Origin of the sequence: Janibacter sp. YB324 (assembly GCF_014217915.1) — a bacterium.
In the GTDB taxonomy this organism is placed as follows: Bacteria; Actinomycetota; Actinomycetes; order Actinomycetales; family Dermatophilaceae; genus Janibacter; species Janibacter indicus.
Window position 1 is genome coordinate 2,383,815 of the sequence record NZ_CP060120.1, and the last position, 18,237, is coordinate 2,402,051.

Consider the following 18,237-nt stretch of genomic DNA (forward strand, 5'->3'; position numbering starts at 1 on the left):
TCCCCTCGTTGCGTCCTCCCCACGGTCGCCGCGGATCTGCAGACAATCTCCAGATCTGCTCCCGGGGATCCACCAGTCGGGCTCCCTAGCCTGATCCCATGACCGCTCCCGCACCCCGCGTGCTCGTCGTCGAGGACGACCCGACGATCAACCAGGCCCTGGCCGACCGCTTCACGGCGGAGGGCTTCGAGGTGGTCCGGGCGCACGACGGCCCGGGGGCGGTCGCCGCCCACGCCGAGCACGACCCGGCCGTCGTCGTCCTCGACCTCATGCTGCCGGGCTTCGACGGGCTCGAGGTGTGCCGCCGGATCCAGTCCGAGCGCCCCGTGCCGGTCCTCATGCTCACCGCCCGCGACGACGAGAGCGACATCATCGTCGGGCTCGGGGTCGGTGCCGACGACTACCTCACCAAGCCCTTCCGCATGCGCGAGGTCGTCGCCCGGGTCCGGGCCCTGCTGCGCCGCGTCGAGCGCGCCGCCGAGCTCGGGCGCCCCGACGAGACGATCACCCACCACGCCGGACTCACCCTCGACGAACGCACCCGACGCTGCACCGTCGACGGCCACGCGGTCCACCTCACGCCGACGGAGTTCGACCTGCTCGCCCTGCTCGCCCGCGAGCCCGGCGCGGTGCTGCGCCGCGAGCGGATCGTCGCCGACCTGTGGGGCTGGGACGACGGCCTCGGTCGCGGCAGCCTCGACAGCCACGTCAAGACCCTGCGCGCCAAGGTCGGCAGCCACCGCATCCGTACGGTCCACGGCGTCGGCTACGCCCTCGACGACGGGATCGACCGATGAGCCGCTCCGCCCCTCTCCTCGGTCTCTCCTCGATCCGCACCCGGCTCGCCGTGCTCGTCGGAGCGAGCATCGTCGTCGCGGCCGTCGTCGGCACCATCGGCACCGACGCGGGGGTCCCCCTGTGGCTCGGGCTGCCGGCGACCATCGGCCTCGCCCTCGTCGTGACCCGATGGCTCGCCACGGGCATGACCACCCCCCTGCTCGAGATGACCACCGCCGCCGAGCGCATGGCGAAGGGGGACTACCGCGCCCGCATCACGACGACCGGGCAGGACGAGGTGGGCGCCCTGGCGCGGGCCTTCGCGAGCATGGCCACCGAGCTCGAGCAGGGTGAGGAACACCGCCGTCGCCTCGTCGCGACCGTCGCCCACGAGCTGCGCACGCCCCTGTCGGCCCAGCAGGCCCTGCTCGAGAACCTCGCCGACGGCGTCACCACCCCGGACGAGACGACCCTGCGGGCCGCCCTCGCGCAGTCTGAGCGCCTCGGCTCCCTGGTCACGGACCTGCTCGAGCTCTCACGCCCCGACAGTCGCCGGATCCCGCTCTCCCCCAGTCGGATCCGCGTGGGCGAGCTGCTCGACGACGCCGTCGCCGAAGCATCGCTCCAGGGTCGCGACCTCACCCTCGTCGTCGACGTCGAGCCCAGCGACCTCACCATCACCGGCGACCGCGCCCGCCTCGCGCAGGTCACCGCCAACCTGCTCGACAACGCGATCCGGCACAGCCCCGGCGGCGGCACCGTGACGATGACCGCCCGCACCACCGACGACGCGTGGACCCTCACCGTCGCCGACGAGGGCCCCGGCCTGTCCCCCGAGCGGGCCGAGCGGCTCTTCGACCGCTTCGGTCCCGGCGGGGACGAAGGGGGTGGCACCGGCCTCGGCCTGGCCATCGCCGCGTGGGTCGCCTCGATGCACGGCGGCACGATCCGTGCGCTGCCCACCCCGGTCCCTGAGGAGCGAGTCCGCGCAGCGGGCGAACCTCTCGAAGGGTCCGGGGCCCGGCTCCAGCTCGACCTCCCGCTCACCCCGCCGCCCTTCTCGGCCCCTGAGGAGCTTGCTCTGCAAGCGTCTCGAAGGGCGCCTGCACCTCTCACGACCCAGGAGTCCGTCATGACCGCAGAATCCGCCCCCTCCCTTCGAGACGGTCGCTTCGCGACGTCCTCAGGGAGCGAGGAAGTCCAGGGAGCGGGGATCTCGCTGTCTCGCTGGTGGCCCGAGCACGTCACCGAGGGGCAGCCGCGGCTGCTGCTCACCGCGCTCGCCGTCGGCCTGCTCGCCGCGATCCTGCTGCCGGGCAACGCGATCGGGCTCGGGCTGCTCGTCGTGCTCACCGCCGGCGGCGCGGCGCTGTGGCTCGCCTCGCCCCGCCGGGCCCACCCGTGGTCGTGGGTCACCGCGGCCCTGGCCCTGCCCCTCGGCCTGACGACGGTCCTGCGTGACGACCCGGCGGTGAGCTTCTTCGCCGCCGCCGTCGCCGGGGTGCTCGCCGCGACCGCGTGCACCGATGCGCGCACGGTCGGCGGGATCGCCGCCTCGGTCATCGCGTGGCCGCTCTCGGCGCTGCGCGGGCTGCCACTGCTCGACCGGACGATCCGCGTCCTCGCCCGCCGCGGCAGCGCCTGGTCGATCCTGCGCACGGCCGTCGTGAGCGTCGCCCTGCTCCTCGTCTTCGGCGGGCTGCTCGCCTCGGCCGACGCCGTCCTCGGCTCCTGGGCCTCGGCCCTCGTGCCCGACATCAGCGACATGGCGGTCTTCCGGGTCTTCGTCCTGGTCTTCTTCGCCGGCGTCACGCTCGCCGGTCTCTACCTCGCGATCAACCCGCCCACGGTCGACGGCGCCCGGCTGGCGCCGCGCATCCCGGAGCGCGAGTGGCAGGTCCCGCTCGGGGTCGTCATCGCGCTCTTCGTCGCCTTCGTCGTCGCCCAGGCCGCGGCCGTCGTCGGCGGGCACGACTACGTCATGCGCACCGCCGGCGTCACCTACGCCGAGTCGGCCCGCCAGGGCTTCGGCCAGCTCACCGTCGCCACCGCGCTCGTCCTCCTGCTCGTCGCGGGGGTCCGCGCCCTCGGTCGCACGAGCACCGAGCGCGACCGCCGGGTCATGCGCGCCATGAACGCGACCCTGTGCGTCCTCACCCTGCTCGTCGTCGCCTCCGCGCTGCGACGGATGGCCCTCTACCAGGACGCCTTCGGCTACACGACGCTGCGGATCAACGCCGACCTCTTCGAGATCTGGCTCGGGCTCGTCGTGCTCGCGGTGCTCGTCTCCCTCTTCACCCCCACCCGGCGCTGGCTCGGGCGCACGGTCCTCGTCACGGCGGCCGCCCTGACCATCGTCGGCACCGTCGGCAACACGAGCGCCTGGGTCGCCGACCGCAACATCGAGCGCTGGCAGGCGACGGGCAAGATCGACACCTGGTACCTCAGCAGCCTGCCGGCCGACGCCGTGCCGACCATCGAGTCGAGCGCCCTGCCCACGCACATCAAGCAGTGCGCGCTGTCGATGCACCAGGTGTACGGCGCGGGCGACGAGGCCACCCTCGCCGGATGGAACCTCGCCCGCTCCCGCGCCGACGAGATCCTGCAGCGCTACGACGACCCGACCCAGTGCACCGACTCCCGCGGCTGGTCGAGGTGACGGGCGCCCCCTTCGCCCGTGCCGGGGGTGGGCGAAGGGGGTGTGCGGCGCCACGATGCGGGCGACCCGCCGGGGGTGGCAGGCACGCAGTAGTCTGCGACCCATGGCCATCAGCAAAGTCCTCATCGCGAACCGCGGCGAGATCGCCGTCCGCATCGCCCGCGCCTGCGCCGACGCAGGCATCGGCTCCGTCGCCGTCTACGCCGAGCCCGACCGCGACGCCCTGCACGTCAAGGTCGCCGACGAGGCATACGCCCTCGGCGGGCAGACGCCGGCCGACAGCTACCTGCTCCAGGACAAGCTCCTGCAGGTCGCCAAGGACGCCGGCGCCGACGCGGTCCACCCGGGCTACGGCTTCCTCGCGGAAAATGCCGACTTCGCCCAGGCCGTCCTCGACGCCGGGCTGATCTGGATCGGCCCGAGCCCCCAGGCCATCGACGCGCTGGGTGACAAGGCCAAGGCCAAGCACATCGCCGTCAAGGCCAACGCGCCGCTCGCCCCCGGCACCAACGACCCGGTCAAGGACGCCGACGAGGTCGTCGCCCTCGCCGAGGAGTTCGGCCTGCCGATCGCCATCAAGGCCGTCTACGGCGGCGGCGGCCGCGGGCTCAAGGTCGCCTACACGATGGAGGAGATCCCCGAGCTCTACGAGTCGGCCGTCCGCGAGGCCGTCACGGCCTTCGGCCGCGGCGAGTGCCTCGTCGAGAAGTTCCTCGACAAGCCGCGCCACGTCGAGACCCAGTGCCTCGCCGACCAGCACGGCAACGTCGTCGTCGTCTCGACGCGTGACTGCTCGCTGCAGCGCCGCAACCAGAAGCTCGTCGAGGAGGCGCCCGCGCCCTTCCTCACCGACGAGCAGCACACCGAGCTCGTCCGCGCCTCCAAGGCGATCCTCAAGGAGGCCGGTTACGTCGGCGCCGGTACCTGCGAGTACCTCGTCGCCCAGGACGGCACGATCTCCTTCCTCGAGGTCAACACCCGCCTGCAGGTAGAGCACCCCGTGACCGAGGAGGTCACCGGCATCGACCTCGTCCGCGAGATGCTGCGCATCGCCGACGGCGAGGAGCTCGGCTACGACGACCCGATCGCCCGCGGTCACTCCTTCGAGTTCCGCATCAACGGCGAGGACGCCGGTCGCAACTTCATGCCGGCTCCCGGCACCGTGACCAAGATGCGCGTCCCCCACGGCCCCGGTGTCCGCTGGGACGCTGGCATCGAGGAGGGCGACACCGTCGCCGGTGCCTTCGACTCGATGATCGCCAAGCTCATCGTCACCGGCTCCACCCGCCAGCAGGCGCTCGAGCGCTCCCGCCGGGCCCTCGACGAGCTCGTCGTCGACGGCATGCCGACGGTCGTGCCCTTCCACCAGGCGATCGTCCGCGACCCGGCCTTCGCGCCCGAGGGTGACGCGCCCTTCTCCGTCTACACCCGCTGGATCGAGACCGAGTTCGACAACCAGATCGCCCCCTACGGCGGCGAGGTCGGCGAGGCGGCCGAGGACGACGGCGAGCGGCAGAAGATCACCGTCGAGGTCGGCGGCAAGCGCCTCGAGGTCGTCCTGCCCGGTGGCCTCTCCCTCGGTGGCGGCGGTGGCGCTGCCAAGAAGAAGGCGCCGAAGCGCTCCGGCGGAGGTGGCGGCGGTGCCGCGGCCTCCGGCGACAGCCTCACCGCGCCCATGCAGGGCACGATCGTCAAGCTCGCCGTCGAGGAGGGCCAGGAGGTCGCCGAGGGTGACCTCGTCGTCGTCCTCGAGGCGATGAAGATGGAGCAGCCGATCAACGCCCACAAGTCCGGCACGATCACCGGCTTGCAGGCCGAGGTCGGGGCCACCGTGAGCAACGGCGCGGTCCTGGCCGAGATCAAGGACTGATGACCGCCTCCACCAACAGCACCGACGCCGCCCCCGGCACGCCCTCCCGGCGTGCCGGGGGCGGCGTCGTCATCGCCGTCCTCGCCCTGTGCGGCACCGTCGTCTCGCTGCAGCAGACGATGGTGCTGCCACTCGTCCCGGAGCTGCCCGACCTCATCGGCACGACCGCCGGCAATGCCTCGTGGATGGTCACGGCCACGCTCGTCGCCGGAGCCGTCGCGACGCCCGTCATCTCCCGCATGGCCGACATGTACGGCAAGCGGCGGATGATCCTCGTGACCCTCGGCATCGTCGCGCTCGGCGCCCTCGTCGGTGCCTTCGCCCCGTCGCTGCCCTTCCTCATCCTCGCCCGGGCGCTGCAGGGCATGGGCATGGCGCTCGTGCCGGTCGGCATCGCGACGATGCGCGACGAGCTCGACCCCGAGCAGGTGCCGCTCGCCGTCGCCCTGATGAGCGCGACCCTGGCCATCGGCGCCGGAGTGGGGCTACCACTCGGCGGCTACCTCGCCGAGGCCTTCGACTGGCACGTCGTCCTCTGGCTGCCCGGCGTCCTCGCGCTGCTGATGATCGCGCTCGTCCTGCTCGCGGTCTCGGAGTCGAGTGTGCGCACCTCCGGCGCCTTCGACATGCGGGGCGCGGTCCTGCTCAGCCTGGCGCTCGTGCTGCTCCTCCTCGCCGTCTCCAAGGGGAGCGACTGGGGCTGGCTCGACGTGCGCACCCTCGGCTGCTTCGCCGCGGGCCTGGCGCTGCTCGGCGTCTTCGTCCCGATCGAGCTGCGCGTGCCCAACCCCCTCGTCGACATCCGCACCGCGTCGCAGCCGGTCGTCGTCGCGGCGAACACGATCTCGGTCTTCATGGGCTTCGCGATGTTCGTCAACATGCTCGTGTCGACCCAGCTGCTGCAGACCCCGGAGGAGACCGGCTACGGGCTCGGGCTCGACGCCCTCCACGCCGGCCTGTGGATGGCCCCGTCCGCCATGGCCTTCGGCCTGCTCGCGCCCGTCTCGGGGTGGGTCACCCGCCGCTTCGGCCCGGAGCTGGCGATCGGTGCGGGCGCCGCGATCATGGCGGTCTCCTACCTCGCGCGCATCCCCTTCAGCCACTCGATCGGTCTCGTCGTCCTCGGCACGATCACCGTGACCGTCGGCACCGCGCTGGCCTACTCGGCGCTGCCGACCCTCATCATGCGTTCGGTGCCCGTCACCGAGACCGCGGCGGCCAACGGTCTCAACACGCTGCTGCGCTCCGTCGGCACGTCCACGGCGAGCGCCGTGACGACGGCCGTGCTCGCGGCGACGATCACGGCCAGCGGGTTCCCGACCTACACGGGGATGGCCACGGTCTTCGGCCTGGCGACGGCAGCCTCGCTCATCAGCCTCGGGCTGATCCTGCCCTTCCTGCGGCAGCGCTCCGCCGAGGCCCCGGCCCGCCCCGACATCGAGGAGCACAAGGCCGACCACGTCGTGCACGGCCGGATCACCGACGCGACCGGGCAGCCGGTCGCCGGCGCCGTCGTCACGGTGCTCGGCGGCCAAGGCTCGCACGTCGACTGGTCGCACACCGACTCCGCGGGCGACTACTCGGTGGCGACGGGCGGCCCGATCAAGCACCTCTTCGTCGTCACCGCGCCCGGCTGGGCACCGGTGAGCGCCTACGTCGACCTCGGTCAGGGGCGGCGGGTGCCGCCCCTGGTGCTGCACGACCGGATGAGCATCTCGGGCACGGTGACCGGCGTCGACGGGCAGCCCGCACCCGACATCTCGGTCGTCATCACCCGCCGCGCCGGCGGGTCGGTCGACTGGATGCGCACCGGAGCCGACGGTGCCTACGACCTGCCGGTGCCCAAGGAGGGCGTCTACGTCGTCACGGCCCTCGACCGGGCCACGAGCGCCATCGTCAGCCGCACCGTCGCGGTCGGCGGCTCCGCGGTGCGCACCGACCTGCAACTGCAGGCGGCGGCCGTCACCCGTCCGGAGGACCGACGCCGGTCAGTCGGGCAGGACACCGCCTGACGGCTGCTGCCCGTCACCCTGGGGCGTCGTGCCCGGCATCGTCTTGTCCTGCCCCGTGGGCTCGGTGCTCTCGCCCGTGGGCTCGGCCTTGTCCCCCTTCGGCGCCGGGGACTCCTTGCCCGCCGGCTCCGCCTTCTTGTCCTCGGGCAGGCCGAGCTTGTCCTCGACGAAGTCGCCGGCCTTGTCGATGATCGAGGTGAACTTACCACCGGTGCGCTTGTCGACGGCCTCCTGGACCTTGTCGATCGCACCGCGTGCCTGGTCCGGGTGCTCGCGCGCCGCGTCGCGTGCCTTGTCGACGTACTCGCCGCCGTTGAACTGCTGCGGGGTGTTGCTCATCCTCGGCTCCTTCGTCGCGGGCCGCGGGTCGGCCCCCTTCGACCCTAGCGGCGGGGCTCCATCGGTGCGGCGCAGCACTCACTCCCCATGGAGGGGGTGGAGCCGACGGGCCGCCTCGGCAATGGTGCCGGTGAGCGAGGGGTAGACGGTGAAGGTCGAGGCGACCTGGTCGACGGACAACCGGTTGGCCACGGCCAGGGCCACCGGGAAGATCAGCTCGGACGCCCGCGGCGCGACGACGACACCGCCGAGCAGCGTGCCGGTCCCCCGGTAGGCGAAAAGCTTGACGAAGCCCTCCTCGATGCCGAGCATCTTCGCCCGCGGGTTGCGCGAGAGCGGCATCATCACGGCCTCCACGTCGGAGTTGTCCGCGGCGTCGGCGGCGCTCATGCCGACCGTGGCGATCTCGGGGTCGGTGAAGACATTGGCCGACACCGCCGAGAGCCGAAGGGGGGTCACCGCGTCGCCGAGAGCGTGCGCCATGGCCGTGCGGCCCTGCATCGCCGCGACCGACGCGAGCGCGAAGACGCCGGTGCAGTCGCCGGCGGCGTAGACGCCGCGGACCGAGGTCCGCGAGACGCGGTCGGTGACGATGTGGCCGGACTCGCTGAGCTCGACGCCGACCTCCTCGAGACCGATGTCGCGGGTGTTGGGCACGGCACCCACGGCGATGAGCACGTGGCTGCCCTCGACCTCGCGGCCGTCCTCGAGGGTGACGACGACACCGTCGCCGCGCCGCTCGGCCGACGCCATGCGCGAGCGGTTGAGCACGGTCATGCCCCGTCGGCGGAAGACGTCCTCGATGACGGCAGCAGCGTCCTGGTCCTCGCCCGGCAGCACGAGATCGCGCGAGGAGATGAGCGTGACGTCGGTGCCCAGGCCGAGGTAGGCCTGCGCGAGCTCGGCGCCGGTGACGCCGGAGCCGACGACGATGAGCTTGTCGGGGATCTCGGGCAGCTCGTAGATCTGCTGCCAGGTGAGGATCCGCTCGCCGTCGGGCTGCGCGCTCGGCAGGACCCGCGGCGTGGCCCCCGTGCTCAGCAGCACGACGTCGGCGCTGATCGTCTCGATCGCGCCGTCGGTGCCCTCGACGACGACCTCGCTCGGCGAGGCGAGTCGGCCGGTGCCGGACACGACCCGCACCCCGACCTCCTGCAGCCGGGCGGTGATGTCGGCGGACTGCGCCGCCGCGAGGCTGAGCACGCGGCGGTTGATCGCGTCGAGCTCGGCGACCGTCTCGGTCGCCACATCACCCTCGTGGTCCTCGAGGTGCACGCCGAGCTCGGAGGCCGTCTCGATGCCACCGAGGTAGTCGGCCGTCGCGATGAGGGTCTTGCTCGGGACGCAGTCGGTGAGCACCGCGGCCCCGCCGATGCCGTCCCGGTCGACGACGGTGACCGACGCCCCCAGGTGCGCGGCCACGAGGGCCGCCTCGTAGCCACCGGGGCCGCCGCCGAGGATCACAACAGAGCTGGTTCGAGTCACGCCTCCCATCCAACCACCCTTGTAGATTGCGCCTGTGACCCAGACCGCTGACACCCAGGACCCCTTCGCCCTCGCCCGCGACGCGGCGGCCGTCATCGCCGACCGCACTGGCGTGGCGAGCCACGACGTCGCCCTCGTCCTCGGCTCCGGCTGGGGCCAGACCGCAGACCGGGTCGGACGCACCGTCGCGACCGTCGAGCAGGCCGAGGTGCCGGGCTTCACCGCCGCGGCCGTCGCCGGCCACTCCGGGCAGCTGCGCTCGGTCGAGATCGCCGACACCGACCGGCGGGCGCTCGTCTTCGGCACCCGCACGCACTTCTACGAGGGCCGCGGCGTGCGCTCCGTCGTCCACGCGGTGCGCACCGCCGCCGCGGCCGGGTGCCGCGCGATCGTGCTGACCAACGGCTGCGGCGGGCTGCGGCCCGAGTGGGGCCCGGGCACCCCCGTGCTCATCAGCGACCACATCAACCTCACCGCGACCTCGCCGATCGAGGGCGCCAACTTCGTCGACCTCACCGACCTCTACTCCCCCCGCCTGCGCGAGCTCGCCCGCGAGGTCGACCCCGAGCTCGACGAGGGCGTCTACGCGCAGTTCCGCGGGCCGCACTACGAGACCCCCGCGGAGGTGCGCATGGCCGGAGTCCTCGGCGCCGACCTCGTCGGCATGTCGACGACGCTCGAGGCGATCGCCGCGCGCGAGGCCGGCCTCGAGGTCCTCGGGGTCTCGCTCGTCACCAATGCCGCCGCCGGCATCAGCGAGACTCCCCTGGCGCACGACGAGGTCGTCGCCGCCGGCCAGGCCGCCGCCGAGCGCTGCGGCACCCTCCTCGCCAGCATCGTCGCCCGGATCTGAGGCCCCCATGAGCTACACCTCCCGCCACGCCGCCGACGTCCCCGACGACCTGCTCGTCGCAGCGCGCGAGTGGGCCGCCGACGACCCCGACCCGGTGACCCGCGAGGAGCTCCTCGCCATCGTCGCTGCTGCCGAAGGCGCCGTCCTGAGGCGCGACGGAGGAGCCACGAAGGGGGGTGACCCGGCCGCATCCGCCGACCTCGCCGACCGCTTCACCGGGCTGCTGCAGTTCGGCACCGCCGGCCTGCGCGGCGCCCTCGGCGCCGGCCCCCACCGGATGAACCGCGCCGTCGTCATCCGCGCCGCCGCCGGGCTCGTGGCCCACCTGCAGGAGGCGAGCGCTTCTCCCCTTCGAGGCGACTCCGTCGCACCTCAGGACGGCGCCTTCGTCGTCATCGGGCGCGACGCGAGGCACAACTCCGACGCCTTTGCCATCGACACGGCTGCGGTCGTCACCGGTGCCGGCGGGCGGGCGGTGCTCCTGCCGGAGCCGCTGCCGACGCCGGTGCTGGCCTTCGCCATCCGTCACCTCGGCGCCGACGCGGGCGTCATGGTCACCGCCAGCCACAACCCGCCGCAGGACAACGGCTACAAGGTCTACCTCGCCGACGGCAGCCAGATCGTGCCGCCGAGCGACGCGCAGATCGCCGCCCAGATCGACCGGGTCGCGAGCGTCGCATCGGTCCCGCGGGCCGAGTCGGGCTGGGAGGTGCTCGGCGACGAGCTGCTCGAGGCCTACCTCGACGCCGTCTCCGGGGTCGTCGGCCTCGACACGCCCCGCGACCTGCGGGTGCTGCACACCTCGCTCCACGGCGTCGGCGACACGACGGTGCGCCGGGCCTTCGAGCGGGCCGGCTTCGCCGCCCCCGAGACGGTCGGCTCGCAGGCCGAGCCCGACCCCGACTTCCCGACGGTGACCTTCCCCAACCCCGAGGAGGACGGCGCCCTCGACGCGGCCCTGGCCGCGGCCCGCGAGAGCGGCCCGGACCTCGTCATCGCCAACGACCCCGACGCCGACCGCTGCGCCGTCGCCGTGCCCGACGGCGACGTCGACGGCGGCTGGCGCCTCCTGCGCGGCGACGAGCTCGGCGCGCTCCTCGCCTCGCACCTGATCATGCGCGGCGTGCCCGAAGGCCGCCGGATGGCCAACTCCATCGTCAGCTCGCGGCTGCTCGCCGCGATGTGCCGGCTGTCGGGGGTGGCGCACGAGGAGACCCTCACCGGCTTCAAGTGGATCGCCCGCGTCGACGACCTGCACTACGGCTACGAGGAGGCGCTCGGCTACTGCGTCGCCCCCGACCTCGTGCGTGACAAGGACGGCGTCTCCGCGGCGCTGCTCATCGCCGAGCTCGCCGCGATCCTCAAGGCCGAGGGCCGGACCCTGCTCGACGTGCTCGACGACCTGCACCGCCAGCTCGGCGTGCACGCCACCGACGCCTTCTCCATCCGGGTCGAGGACCTCGCCGACATCGGGCGGATCATGGCCCGGCTGCGCGAGACACCGCCCGCCGAGGTCGCCGGCTCTCCCGTCGCGAGCGCCGAGGACCTCTCGGCCGGCGCCGGTGGACTGCCGCCGACCGACGGGCTGCGCTACCTGCTCGACGACGACTCCCGGATCATCGTGCGTCCCTCCGGCACCGAGCCCAAGCTCAAGGTCTACCTCGAGGCGATCGAGCCGGTCGCCGACCAGGACGACCTGGGGCCGGCACGGGACCGGGCCGCCGAGCGGCTCGGTCGGGTGCGCGCGGCAATGGAGTCGCTCACGGCGCTCTAGGGTCTCGAGGCTCGTTCCTCGCACCTCGACCCACGTATTGTTGGCTCTCGTGCCGACGCCAGCCCAGCCCCCTTCGACCGGACGTGTCGTCGTCCTCGCCGGGCCGAGTGGCTCCGGCAAGTCCCGTCTCGCCGCCCGCCTGCATCGTGACCACGGGTGGCCGGTCGTGCGGCTCGACGACTTCTACAAGGACCTCGACGCCCCCGACCTGCCCCGCAGCGAGGAGCTCGGCATGGTCGACTGGGACCACCCCGACAGCTGGGACGAGCCGGCGGCCGTCGCCGCGATGAGCGCCCTCCTGGCGACCGGGACGGCGGCGATGCCGATCTACGACATCAGCGTCTCGCGGGCCACGGGCGAGCACACCGTGACGGCGCGACCCGACGACCTCGTCGTCGCGGAGGGCATCTTCGCGGCCGAGGCGATCCCCGCCCTGCGCGAGGCCGGGCTGCTCCACTCCGCCTGGTGCATACGCCACCACCGGCTCAAGACCTTCGTACTGCGGCTGGCCCGCGACCTCAAGGAGCGCCGCAAGCCGCCGCTCACCCTCGTCCGCCGCGGTCTGGTCCTCATGCGGGACGAGCCGCGCGTCGTCGCCCGGCACGTCGAGCTCGGCGCGCGCTGCGCCACCCCCACGCAGGCCGAGCGCGAGCTCGCCGGCGCCTGAGTGCCGTGGGCCCGACGTCGTACCGCACCATCGCCCGTGACGGCGAGGTCGAGCTCGAGGTCAAGCGGTCACGCTTCCGGTGCACCCTCGAGCGAGTCGAGGACGAAGGGAGTGCCCGGGCCGTCGTCGAGCGCCTGCGCAAGCAGCACTGGGACGCCCGGCACCACTGCTCCGCCTTCGTCCTGGGTCCCGACGCGGGGGTGACCCGCTCCTCCGACGACGGCGAACCCTCCGGCACGGCCGGAGCCCCGATGCTCGAGGTCCTCACCGGGCACGAGGTGAGCGATGTCGTCGCGGTCGTCACCCGCTGGTTCGGCGGGGTGCTGCTCGGCACGGGTGGGCTCGTGCGCGCCTACGGCGACGCGGTGCGGGCCGGGCTCGACGAGGTCGGTGTGCTGCGCCGTGAGCTCGTCGTCGAGCACGCGCTGACCGTCTCGCACGTCGAGGCCGGGCGGGTCGACAACGAGCTACGCTCACGAGGCGTGCACGTCGTCGACGCCGACTACGCCGCCGAGGTCACCCTGACGCTCGGGGTCCCGGCCACAGAAGTCGCCGCCCTGGGCCCCCTCGTGGCCGAGCTGACCGCCGGCTCCGGGCGGCTGCGCGAGGTGGGGTCGCGCTGGGTCGACGCCCTAGGCTGAGGGCATGACCCGCCGTCCCCCCTTCGCCCCCGGCACGACCCTGACCGTCCAGGACGTCGCCGACCTCATCGACCACGCCCTGCTCAAGCCCGAGCTGACGCCCGACGAGGTGTCCGCCTCGGTCCGCGAGCTCGCCGCCCAGCGCATCTGGAGCGTGTGCGTGCGGCCGAGCGACGTCGCGCTGGCAGCGCAGGCCATCGCCTCCGTCGAGGGCAGCCCGACCCGGGTGTGCACGGTCATCGGCTTCCCCCACGGCACGACGTCGACCGCGGCCAAGGTCGCCGAGTCCCGCCAGGCCCTCGCCGACGGAGCCACCGAGCTCGACATGGTGCTCAACATCGGCCGACTGCGCGGCGGCGACGTCACGGCCGTGCGCGACGACATCGCTGCGGTCGTCGAGGTGGGCCACGAGGCCGGCGTCATCGTCAAGGTGATCTTCGAGACCGCGCTGCTCGACGAGCGGGCCAAGATCGACGCCTGCCGGGCGAGCGCCGACGCGGGGGCCGACTTCACGAAGACCTCCACGGGCTTCGCCGGCGGGGGCACGACCCTGGCCGACGTCGCGCTCATGCGGGCCAACACCCCCGACTCCATGGAGGTCAAGGCCTCCGGCGGCGTCCGCGACATCCCCACCCTCCTGGCGATGCTCGCCGAGGGCGTCACCCGCATCGGCACCTCGAGCACCGCGGCGCTGCTCGCCGAGGCAGAGCAGGTCGGCGCGGCCGGTCTGCTCGTCCCGGAGCCGGGTCAGACCGCCGACGCCGGGCCGAGCGCCACCTACTGAGTCGCCCCTCCCACCGCTCCCTTGCCTTCGGGTGAAGGTAAACGCGCCGAGGACTCGTCGGCGTGTACACCTCCACCCCTGAGCAGTCGGTGTGCCGCGACGACCTGCTCCATGAAGGTGTCCTCGAAGAGCCGCAGGCCGACGGTGTCGATCTGCAGCACCAGGTCCCCGGACAGAGTGCCGGAATTGCGCCTCAGGTTGTCCTCCGACACCGCGAGCCCCCACCGGTGCCCGGCCCCGTCGATCTCGACGACCAGCCCGCAGGCCCACCTCACGTCGAGGTAGATCCGTCCACGGGGTCCCTGTCGGACGACCTGCCGGTCGGGCTCAGGCAGTGCATGGCGACGGCAGATCCGGGCGAAGTCGAGCTCACCGAGTGCCTGGGCACCCAACGCGATGTCGGCCGCGATGGTCTTGATGAACTTGCGTCGGGTCCGCCCCTGCACGCTGGTGGTCGCCGACAGGAGCTGGTCGCCCGTGACGAGCCGCTGCTGGACAGGGAGCACCAGGATCAGGGCCGCCTCGCGGTCGGATCTAGCCCAGTGGGCGGCCCGCACCGCGGCCGGGCCGGGGGTAGCGACGGGCAGGGCGCCCGGGGCCACGGGCCGCGGGGAGGGTCGGCGCACCTTGTGCTGGACCACGCCCTCGACCGCGTGCGGGGTCGCGGTGTGCGGGATCGAGACGTGGATGCCCTCGGTCGTGAACCCCTTGAGCCCGCGGTGGTGCAGGGCGCTGGCCCCGTCGATCACGGCGATGCGCTCACCGACCTCCCACACGGCCCGCCACCGTCGGGCCAGGGGGCTGAGGTCACCGGTGTGCACAGCGATGGTCCACCTGCCGTGTGATCGCCACCGACCGGCTCGCAGCTGACGGCGAACCTCGTTCCGGTCGACCCCCACGGCCCGGAGCAGCCGCCGGCTGACGACTCCGTCGTGATCGGCAGCCGCACGGGTGGCAACCTCGTGCACGGTCCTGGCGCGTTGGATCATCGCCACAGCACAGTCGACAGCCGACGGGCAGCACGGCTCCGCCCTTCGTCTGTGGAGGGTGGGACGCCTCGCCACCGATCTGTGGATGACCAGTGGAGGTCAACACGCCGAGGACTCGTCGGCGTGTTCACCTCCACCGCGCGCGGCGACGCGATCGACCGCGGAGCGAGTCAGCCGGCGGCTGCAGCGGCGGCGTAGGCGGGCTTGATCGTCCCTTCGATGAGCTCCAGACGCTCGTCGAAGGGGAGGAAGGCCGACTTCATCGCATTGGTCGTCACCCAGCGCAGGTCGTCGAGGTCCCAGCCCGCCTCGGTGACCAGGGCGTGCATCTCGCGGGTCATCGACGTGTCGGACATCAGCCGGTTGTCGGTGTTGAGCGTGATCCGGTAGCGCAGCTTGGCCAGCAGGGTGATCGGGTGCGCCGCGATCGAGGGCGCAGCCCCGGTCTGGACATTGCTGTGCGGGCACATCTCGAGCGGCACCCGGGTGTCACGGACGAAGGCGGCCAGACGCCCGAGCCGCAGCTGCGAGGGGTCCTCGCGCGCTGCTTCGTTGGCCGCCAGGGGGTCGTCGGTCACCGTCGCGCCGCGGAAGCCGATGTCGTCGACGATGCGCACGCCGTGCCCGAGACGGTCGGCGCCGCACCACTGCAGCGCCTCCCAGATGCTCGGGAGACCGAAGGCTTCCCCAGCGTGGATCGTGAAGTGCGCATTCTCGCGGCGTAGGTACTCGAAGGCGTCGAGGTGCCGGCTCGGCGGGTACCCGGCCTCGGCGCCCGCGATGTCGAAGCCCGCGACACCCCGGTCGCGGTAGCGCACGGCCAGCTCGGCGATCTCCCGCGACTTTGCGGCGTGCCGCATCGCGGTGAGCAACGACCGGACGACGATCGGACGGCCCTCGGCGGCGGCCAGCTCCTCCCCTTCGCGGAAGCCGGCGTCGACCTCCTCGACGACCTGCTCGAGCCTCAGCCCACCCGCCAGGTGCTGCTCGGGGGCGTAGCGGGACTCGGCGTAGACGACGCCGTCGCGAGCGAGGTCCAGCACCGACTCGCGGGCCACGCGCCGCAGCGCCGGCGCGGTCTGCATGACGCCGACGGTGTGCGCGAAGGTCTCGAGGTAGCGCTCCAGCGACCCGGAGTCCGCGGACTCGCGGAACCACCGCGCCAGACCCTCGGCGGTCCGGTCGGCACCGCTCACCGGCAGCTCGTGGCCGACCTGGTCGGCGATCTCCAGGACCGTGGCCGGTCGCAGGCCCCCGTCGAGGTGGTCGTGCAGCACGACCTTGGGCAGGGCCCGAATCGCGGCCTCGTCGAGGCTCATGCCTCGTCCTCGCGGTGCACGGTGTCCGGAGCGAAGGCCGGGGTGCAGATCGCGACGTACTCGGCACCGGAGTTGCCGGTCGAGTAGCGCACCCCGCTCCCCCGCCCGCGTGACGATGCTCTGCCCGGCGTGCACCTCGGTGGTGCCGCCGTCGTGCTCGACGAGGACCGTCCCCGCGACGACGAGCGTCACCTCGTCGAAGTCGGGCCGCTGGGCCGGCTCGGACCACCCGGCCGGGGCCTTCATGTGGGCCACCGACATCGCGGTGCTGCCGGTGGCGACCCGGCCGACGTGCTCGGCGATGACCTTGCCGCCGGGGACGTCGATGATCGAGGGCTCGGCGTTGAGCTCGGGCACCTCAGGCCCCTCGGGCGGTGATCCGGTCGAGGACGACCTCGCGCGCGGCAGGGGCCTGCTCGCTGATCCGCCAGGCACCCTCGAGGGACTCCTGCGCCCGCGCGAAGCGCTCCGGGGTGTCGGTGTGCAGCGTCATCAGCGGCTGGCCCGCGCTCACCCGCTCACCCGGGCGGACGTGCAGCTCGACGCCGGCGCCGGCCTGCACCGGGTCCTCCTTGCGGGCCCGCCCGGCACCCAGGCGCCAGGCGGCGACACCCACGGCGAGTGCGTCGACGTGCTCGAGGTGACCGTCGGCGTCGGCGGTGATCGTCTCGGTCTCGGCGGCTGTCGGCAGGTCGGCATCGGGGTCGCCACCCTGCGCCGAGATCATCCGGCGCCACACGTCCATGGCCCGCCCGTCGGCCAGCGCGGCGCGCAGCTCGTCGGCACCGACCTCCTGGCCCGCGGCGCGGGTCATCTCGTCGGCCAGGGCCACGGTGAGGTCGACGACGTCCTGCGGCCCGCCGCCGGAGAGGACCTCGACGGACTCGCGCACCTCGAGGGCGTTGCCGGCGGTCAGACCGAGCGGCACGGACATGTCGGTGATGAGCGCGACGGTGTTGACCCCCGCGTCGGTGCCGAGGTCGACCATCGTGCGCGCGAGCTCGCTCGCGTCCTCGCGGGTCTTCATGAAGGCCCCCGAGCCGACCTTGACGTCGAGCACGAGCGCCCCGGTGCCCTCGGCGATCTTCTTGCTCATGATCGAGCTGGCGATCAGCGGGATCGCCTCGACGGTGCCGGTGACGTCGCGCAGGGCGTAGAGCTTCTTGTCGGCGGGGGCCAGCCCGGCACCCGCGGCGCAGATGACCGCGCCGACGTCCTCGAGCTGGGCGAGCATCGCGTCGTTGGTCAGGTCGGCCTGCCAGCCGGGGATCGACTCGAGCTTGTCGAGGGTGCCGCCGGTGTGGCCGAGACCGCGGCCCGACAGCTGCGGCACCGCGACGTCGAAGACCGCGACGAGGGGCGCGAGCGGCAGGGTGATCTTGTCGCCGACCCCACCGGTCGAGTGCTTGTCGGAGGTCGGCCGGCTCAGGCCGGAGAAGTCCATCCGCTCGCCGCTGGCGATCATCGCCGCGGTCCACCGGGCGATCTCGGGACGGGTCATGCCGTTGAGCAGGATCGCCATCGCGAGCGAGGACATCTGCTCGTCGGCGACGACCCCTCGGGTGTAGGCGTCGATGACCCAGTCGATCTGCTCGGGCGTCAGCTCCCCGCGGTCCCGCTTGGTCCGGATGATGTCGACGGCGTCGTGCTGCTCGGTCACGGTGCTCCCTTCGTCAGGTCATCGGCACCGAAGGCCTGGGGCAGGATCTCGGCGAGGCCCCGCTCGCCCTCCGGCGTCTGGATGCGGCACTGCGGCCCGCCGTGCTCCCACAGCAGCTGGCGACAGCGGCCGCAGGGCATGAGCGTCTCACCTCGCGCATCGACGCACCACACGGCGACGAGCCGGCCGCCCCCGGTGCGCACGAGGTCGCTGATCAGCCCGCACTCGGCGCACAGGCCGACGGCGTACGACGCATTTTCGACATTGCACCCGCTCAGCAGGCGCCCGTCGTCGGCGTAGCCGGCCACGCCCACGGGGAAGTTGGAGTAGGGCGCGTAGGCCCGCTCCATCGCCTCGACCGCGGCCTCGCGCAGTCGCTGCCAGTCCGTCGCGGCGGGGCCGGCCACG

At 73.1% G+C, this 18,237-nt stretch carries 15 protein-coding genes; 9 read left to right on the plus strand and 6 right to left on the minus strand.

Annotated features, from left to right (window positions below):
• The first annotated feature begins 98 nt into the window (after positions 1-98).
• From H7A72_RS11655 to H7A72_RS11670, 4 genes are all read left to right on the plus strand, one after another.
• Positions 99-797: a response regulator transcription factor gene (locus H7A72_RS11655; protein ID WP_185220621.1), complete on the plus strand. Its 699-nt coding sequence runs from the start codon at positions 99-101 to the stop codon at positions 795-797.
• Positions 794-3,436, plus strand: coding sequence for a DUF4153 domain-containing protein (locus H7A72_RS11660; protein WP_185220622.1), 2,643 nt, complete (start codon positions 794-796; stop codon positions 3,434-3,436). Before H7A72_RS11655 ends, H7A72_RS11660 begins: the two co-directional genes overlap by 4 nt.
• Before the next feature lie 103 nt (positions 3,437-3,539).
• Positions 3,540-5,306, plus strand: coding sequence for a biotin carboxylase N-terminal domain-containing protein (locus H7A72_RS11665; RefSeq protein ID WP_185220623.1), 1,767 nt, complete (start codon positions 3,540-3,542; stop codon positions 5,304-5,306).
• Complete coding sequence (locus tag H7A72_RS11670) at positions 5,306-7,318, plus strand: MFS transporter (RefSeq protein WP_185220624.1); 2,013 nt, start codon at positions 5,306-5,308, stop codon at positions 7,316-7,318. Before H7A72_RS11665 ends, H7A72_RS11670 begins: the two co-directional genes overlap by 1 nt.
• Here the strand turns inward: H7A72_RS11670 and H7A72_RS11675 are convergent.
• Positions 7,295-7,657, minus strand: a complete 363-nt coding sequence (locus tag H7A72_RS11675; protein WP_185220625.1) for an antitoxin — start codon at positions 7,655-7,657, stop codon at positions 7,295-7,297. The two genes, H7A72_RS11670 and H7A72_RS11675, sit on opposite strands and share 24 nt — an antisense overlap.
• Positions 7,658-7,735: 78 nt before the next feature.
• Complete coding sequence (locus tag H7A72_RS11680) at positions 7,736-9,151, minus strand: NAD(P)H-quinone dehydrogenase (RefSeq protein WP_185220626.1); 1,416 nt, start codon at positions 9,149-9,151, stop codon at positions 7,736-7,738.
• 25 nt (positions 9,152-9,176) lie between these two features.
• On the opposite strand from H7A72_RS11680, the gene H7A72_RS11685 reads away from it, so the two are divergent.
• Genes H7A72_RS11685 through deoC form a run of 5 tightly spaced genes read left to right on the plus strand, consistent with a single transcriptional unit; the run spans position 9,177 to position 13,861 of the window.
• Positions 9,177-9,995: a purine-nucleoside phosphorylase gene (locus H7A72_RS11685; protein WP_185220627.1), complete on the plus strand. Its 819-nt coding sequence runs from the start codon at positions 9,177-9,179 to the stop codon at positions 9,993-9,995.
• A 7-nt stretch (positions 9,996-10,002) separates the two neighbouring features.
• A complete protein-coding gene (locus H7A72_RS11690) occupies positions 10,003-11,769 on the plus strand; it encodes a phospho-sugar mutase (RefSeq protein WP_185220628.1) in 1,767 nt (588 codons plus the stop codon).
• A gap of 49 nt (positions 11,770-11,818) precedes the next feature.
• Positions 11,819-12,436 carry a uridine kinase gene (locus tag H7A72_RS11695; protein ID WP_084450309.1) on the plus strand — a complete coding sequence of 206 codons (618 nt, stop codon included), beginning with the start codon at positions 11,819-11,821 and terminating at the stop codon, positions 12,434-12,436.
• 5 nt (positions 12,437-12,441) lie between these two features.
• Positions 12,442-13,077 (plus strand): YigZ family protein, encoded by a 636-nt coding sequence (locus H7A72_RS11700; RefSeq protein ID WP_084450308.1) that lies wholly within the window; start codon positions 12,442-12,444, stop codon positions 13,075-13,077.
• A gap of 4 nt (positions 13,078-13,081) precedes the next feature.
• Positions 13,082-13,861: a deoxyribose-phosphate aldolase gene (deoC, locus tag H7A72_RS11705; RefSeq protein ID WP_084450307.1), complete on the plus strand. Its 780-nt coding sequence runs from the start codon at positions 13,082-13,084 to the stop codon at positions 13,859-13,861.
• Here deoC and H7A72_RS11710 read toward each other — a convergent pair.
• The 4 genes from H7A72_RS11710 to H7A72_RS11730 all read right to left on the minus strand — a co-directional run bounded on the left by H7A72_RS11710 (position 13,855) and on the right by H7A72_RS11730 (position 18,236).
• Positions 13,855-14,682 carry a hypothetical protein gene (locus H7A72_RS11710; protein ID WP_185220629.1) on the minus strand — a complete coding sequence of 276 codons (828 nt, stop codon included), beginning with the start codon at positions 14,680-14,682 and terminating at the stop codon, positions 13,855-13,857. The two genes, deoC and H7A72_RS11710, sit on opposite strands and share 7 nt — an antisense overlap.
• A gap of 338 nt (positions 14,683-15,020) precedes the next feature.
• A complete protein-coding gene (locus H7A72_RS11715; protein WP_185220630.1) occupies positions 15,021-16,169 on the minus strand; it encodes an adenosine deaminase in 1,149 nt (382 codons plus the stop codon).
• Between the two features lie 358 nt (positions 16,170-16,527).
• The gene (locus H7A72_RS11725) at positions 16,528-17,829 is read right to left on the minus strand and encodes a thymidine phosphorylase (protein WP_185220631.1); all 1,302 of its coding nucleotides are present in this window, start codon (positions 17,827-17,829) and stop codon (positions 16,528-16,530) included.
• A complete protein-coding gene (locus H7A72_RS11730; RefSeq protein WP_084450302.1) occupies positions 17,826-18,236 on the minus strand; it encodes a cytidine deaminase in 411 nt (136 codons plus the stop codon). The genes H7A72_RS11725 and H7A72_RS11730 overlap by 4 nt, the downstream gene beginning before the upstream one ends.
• Position 18,237: the final 1 nt, after the last annotated feature.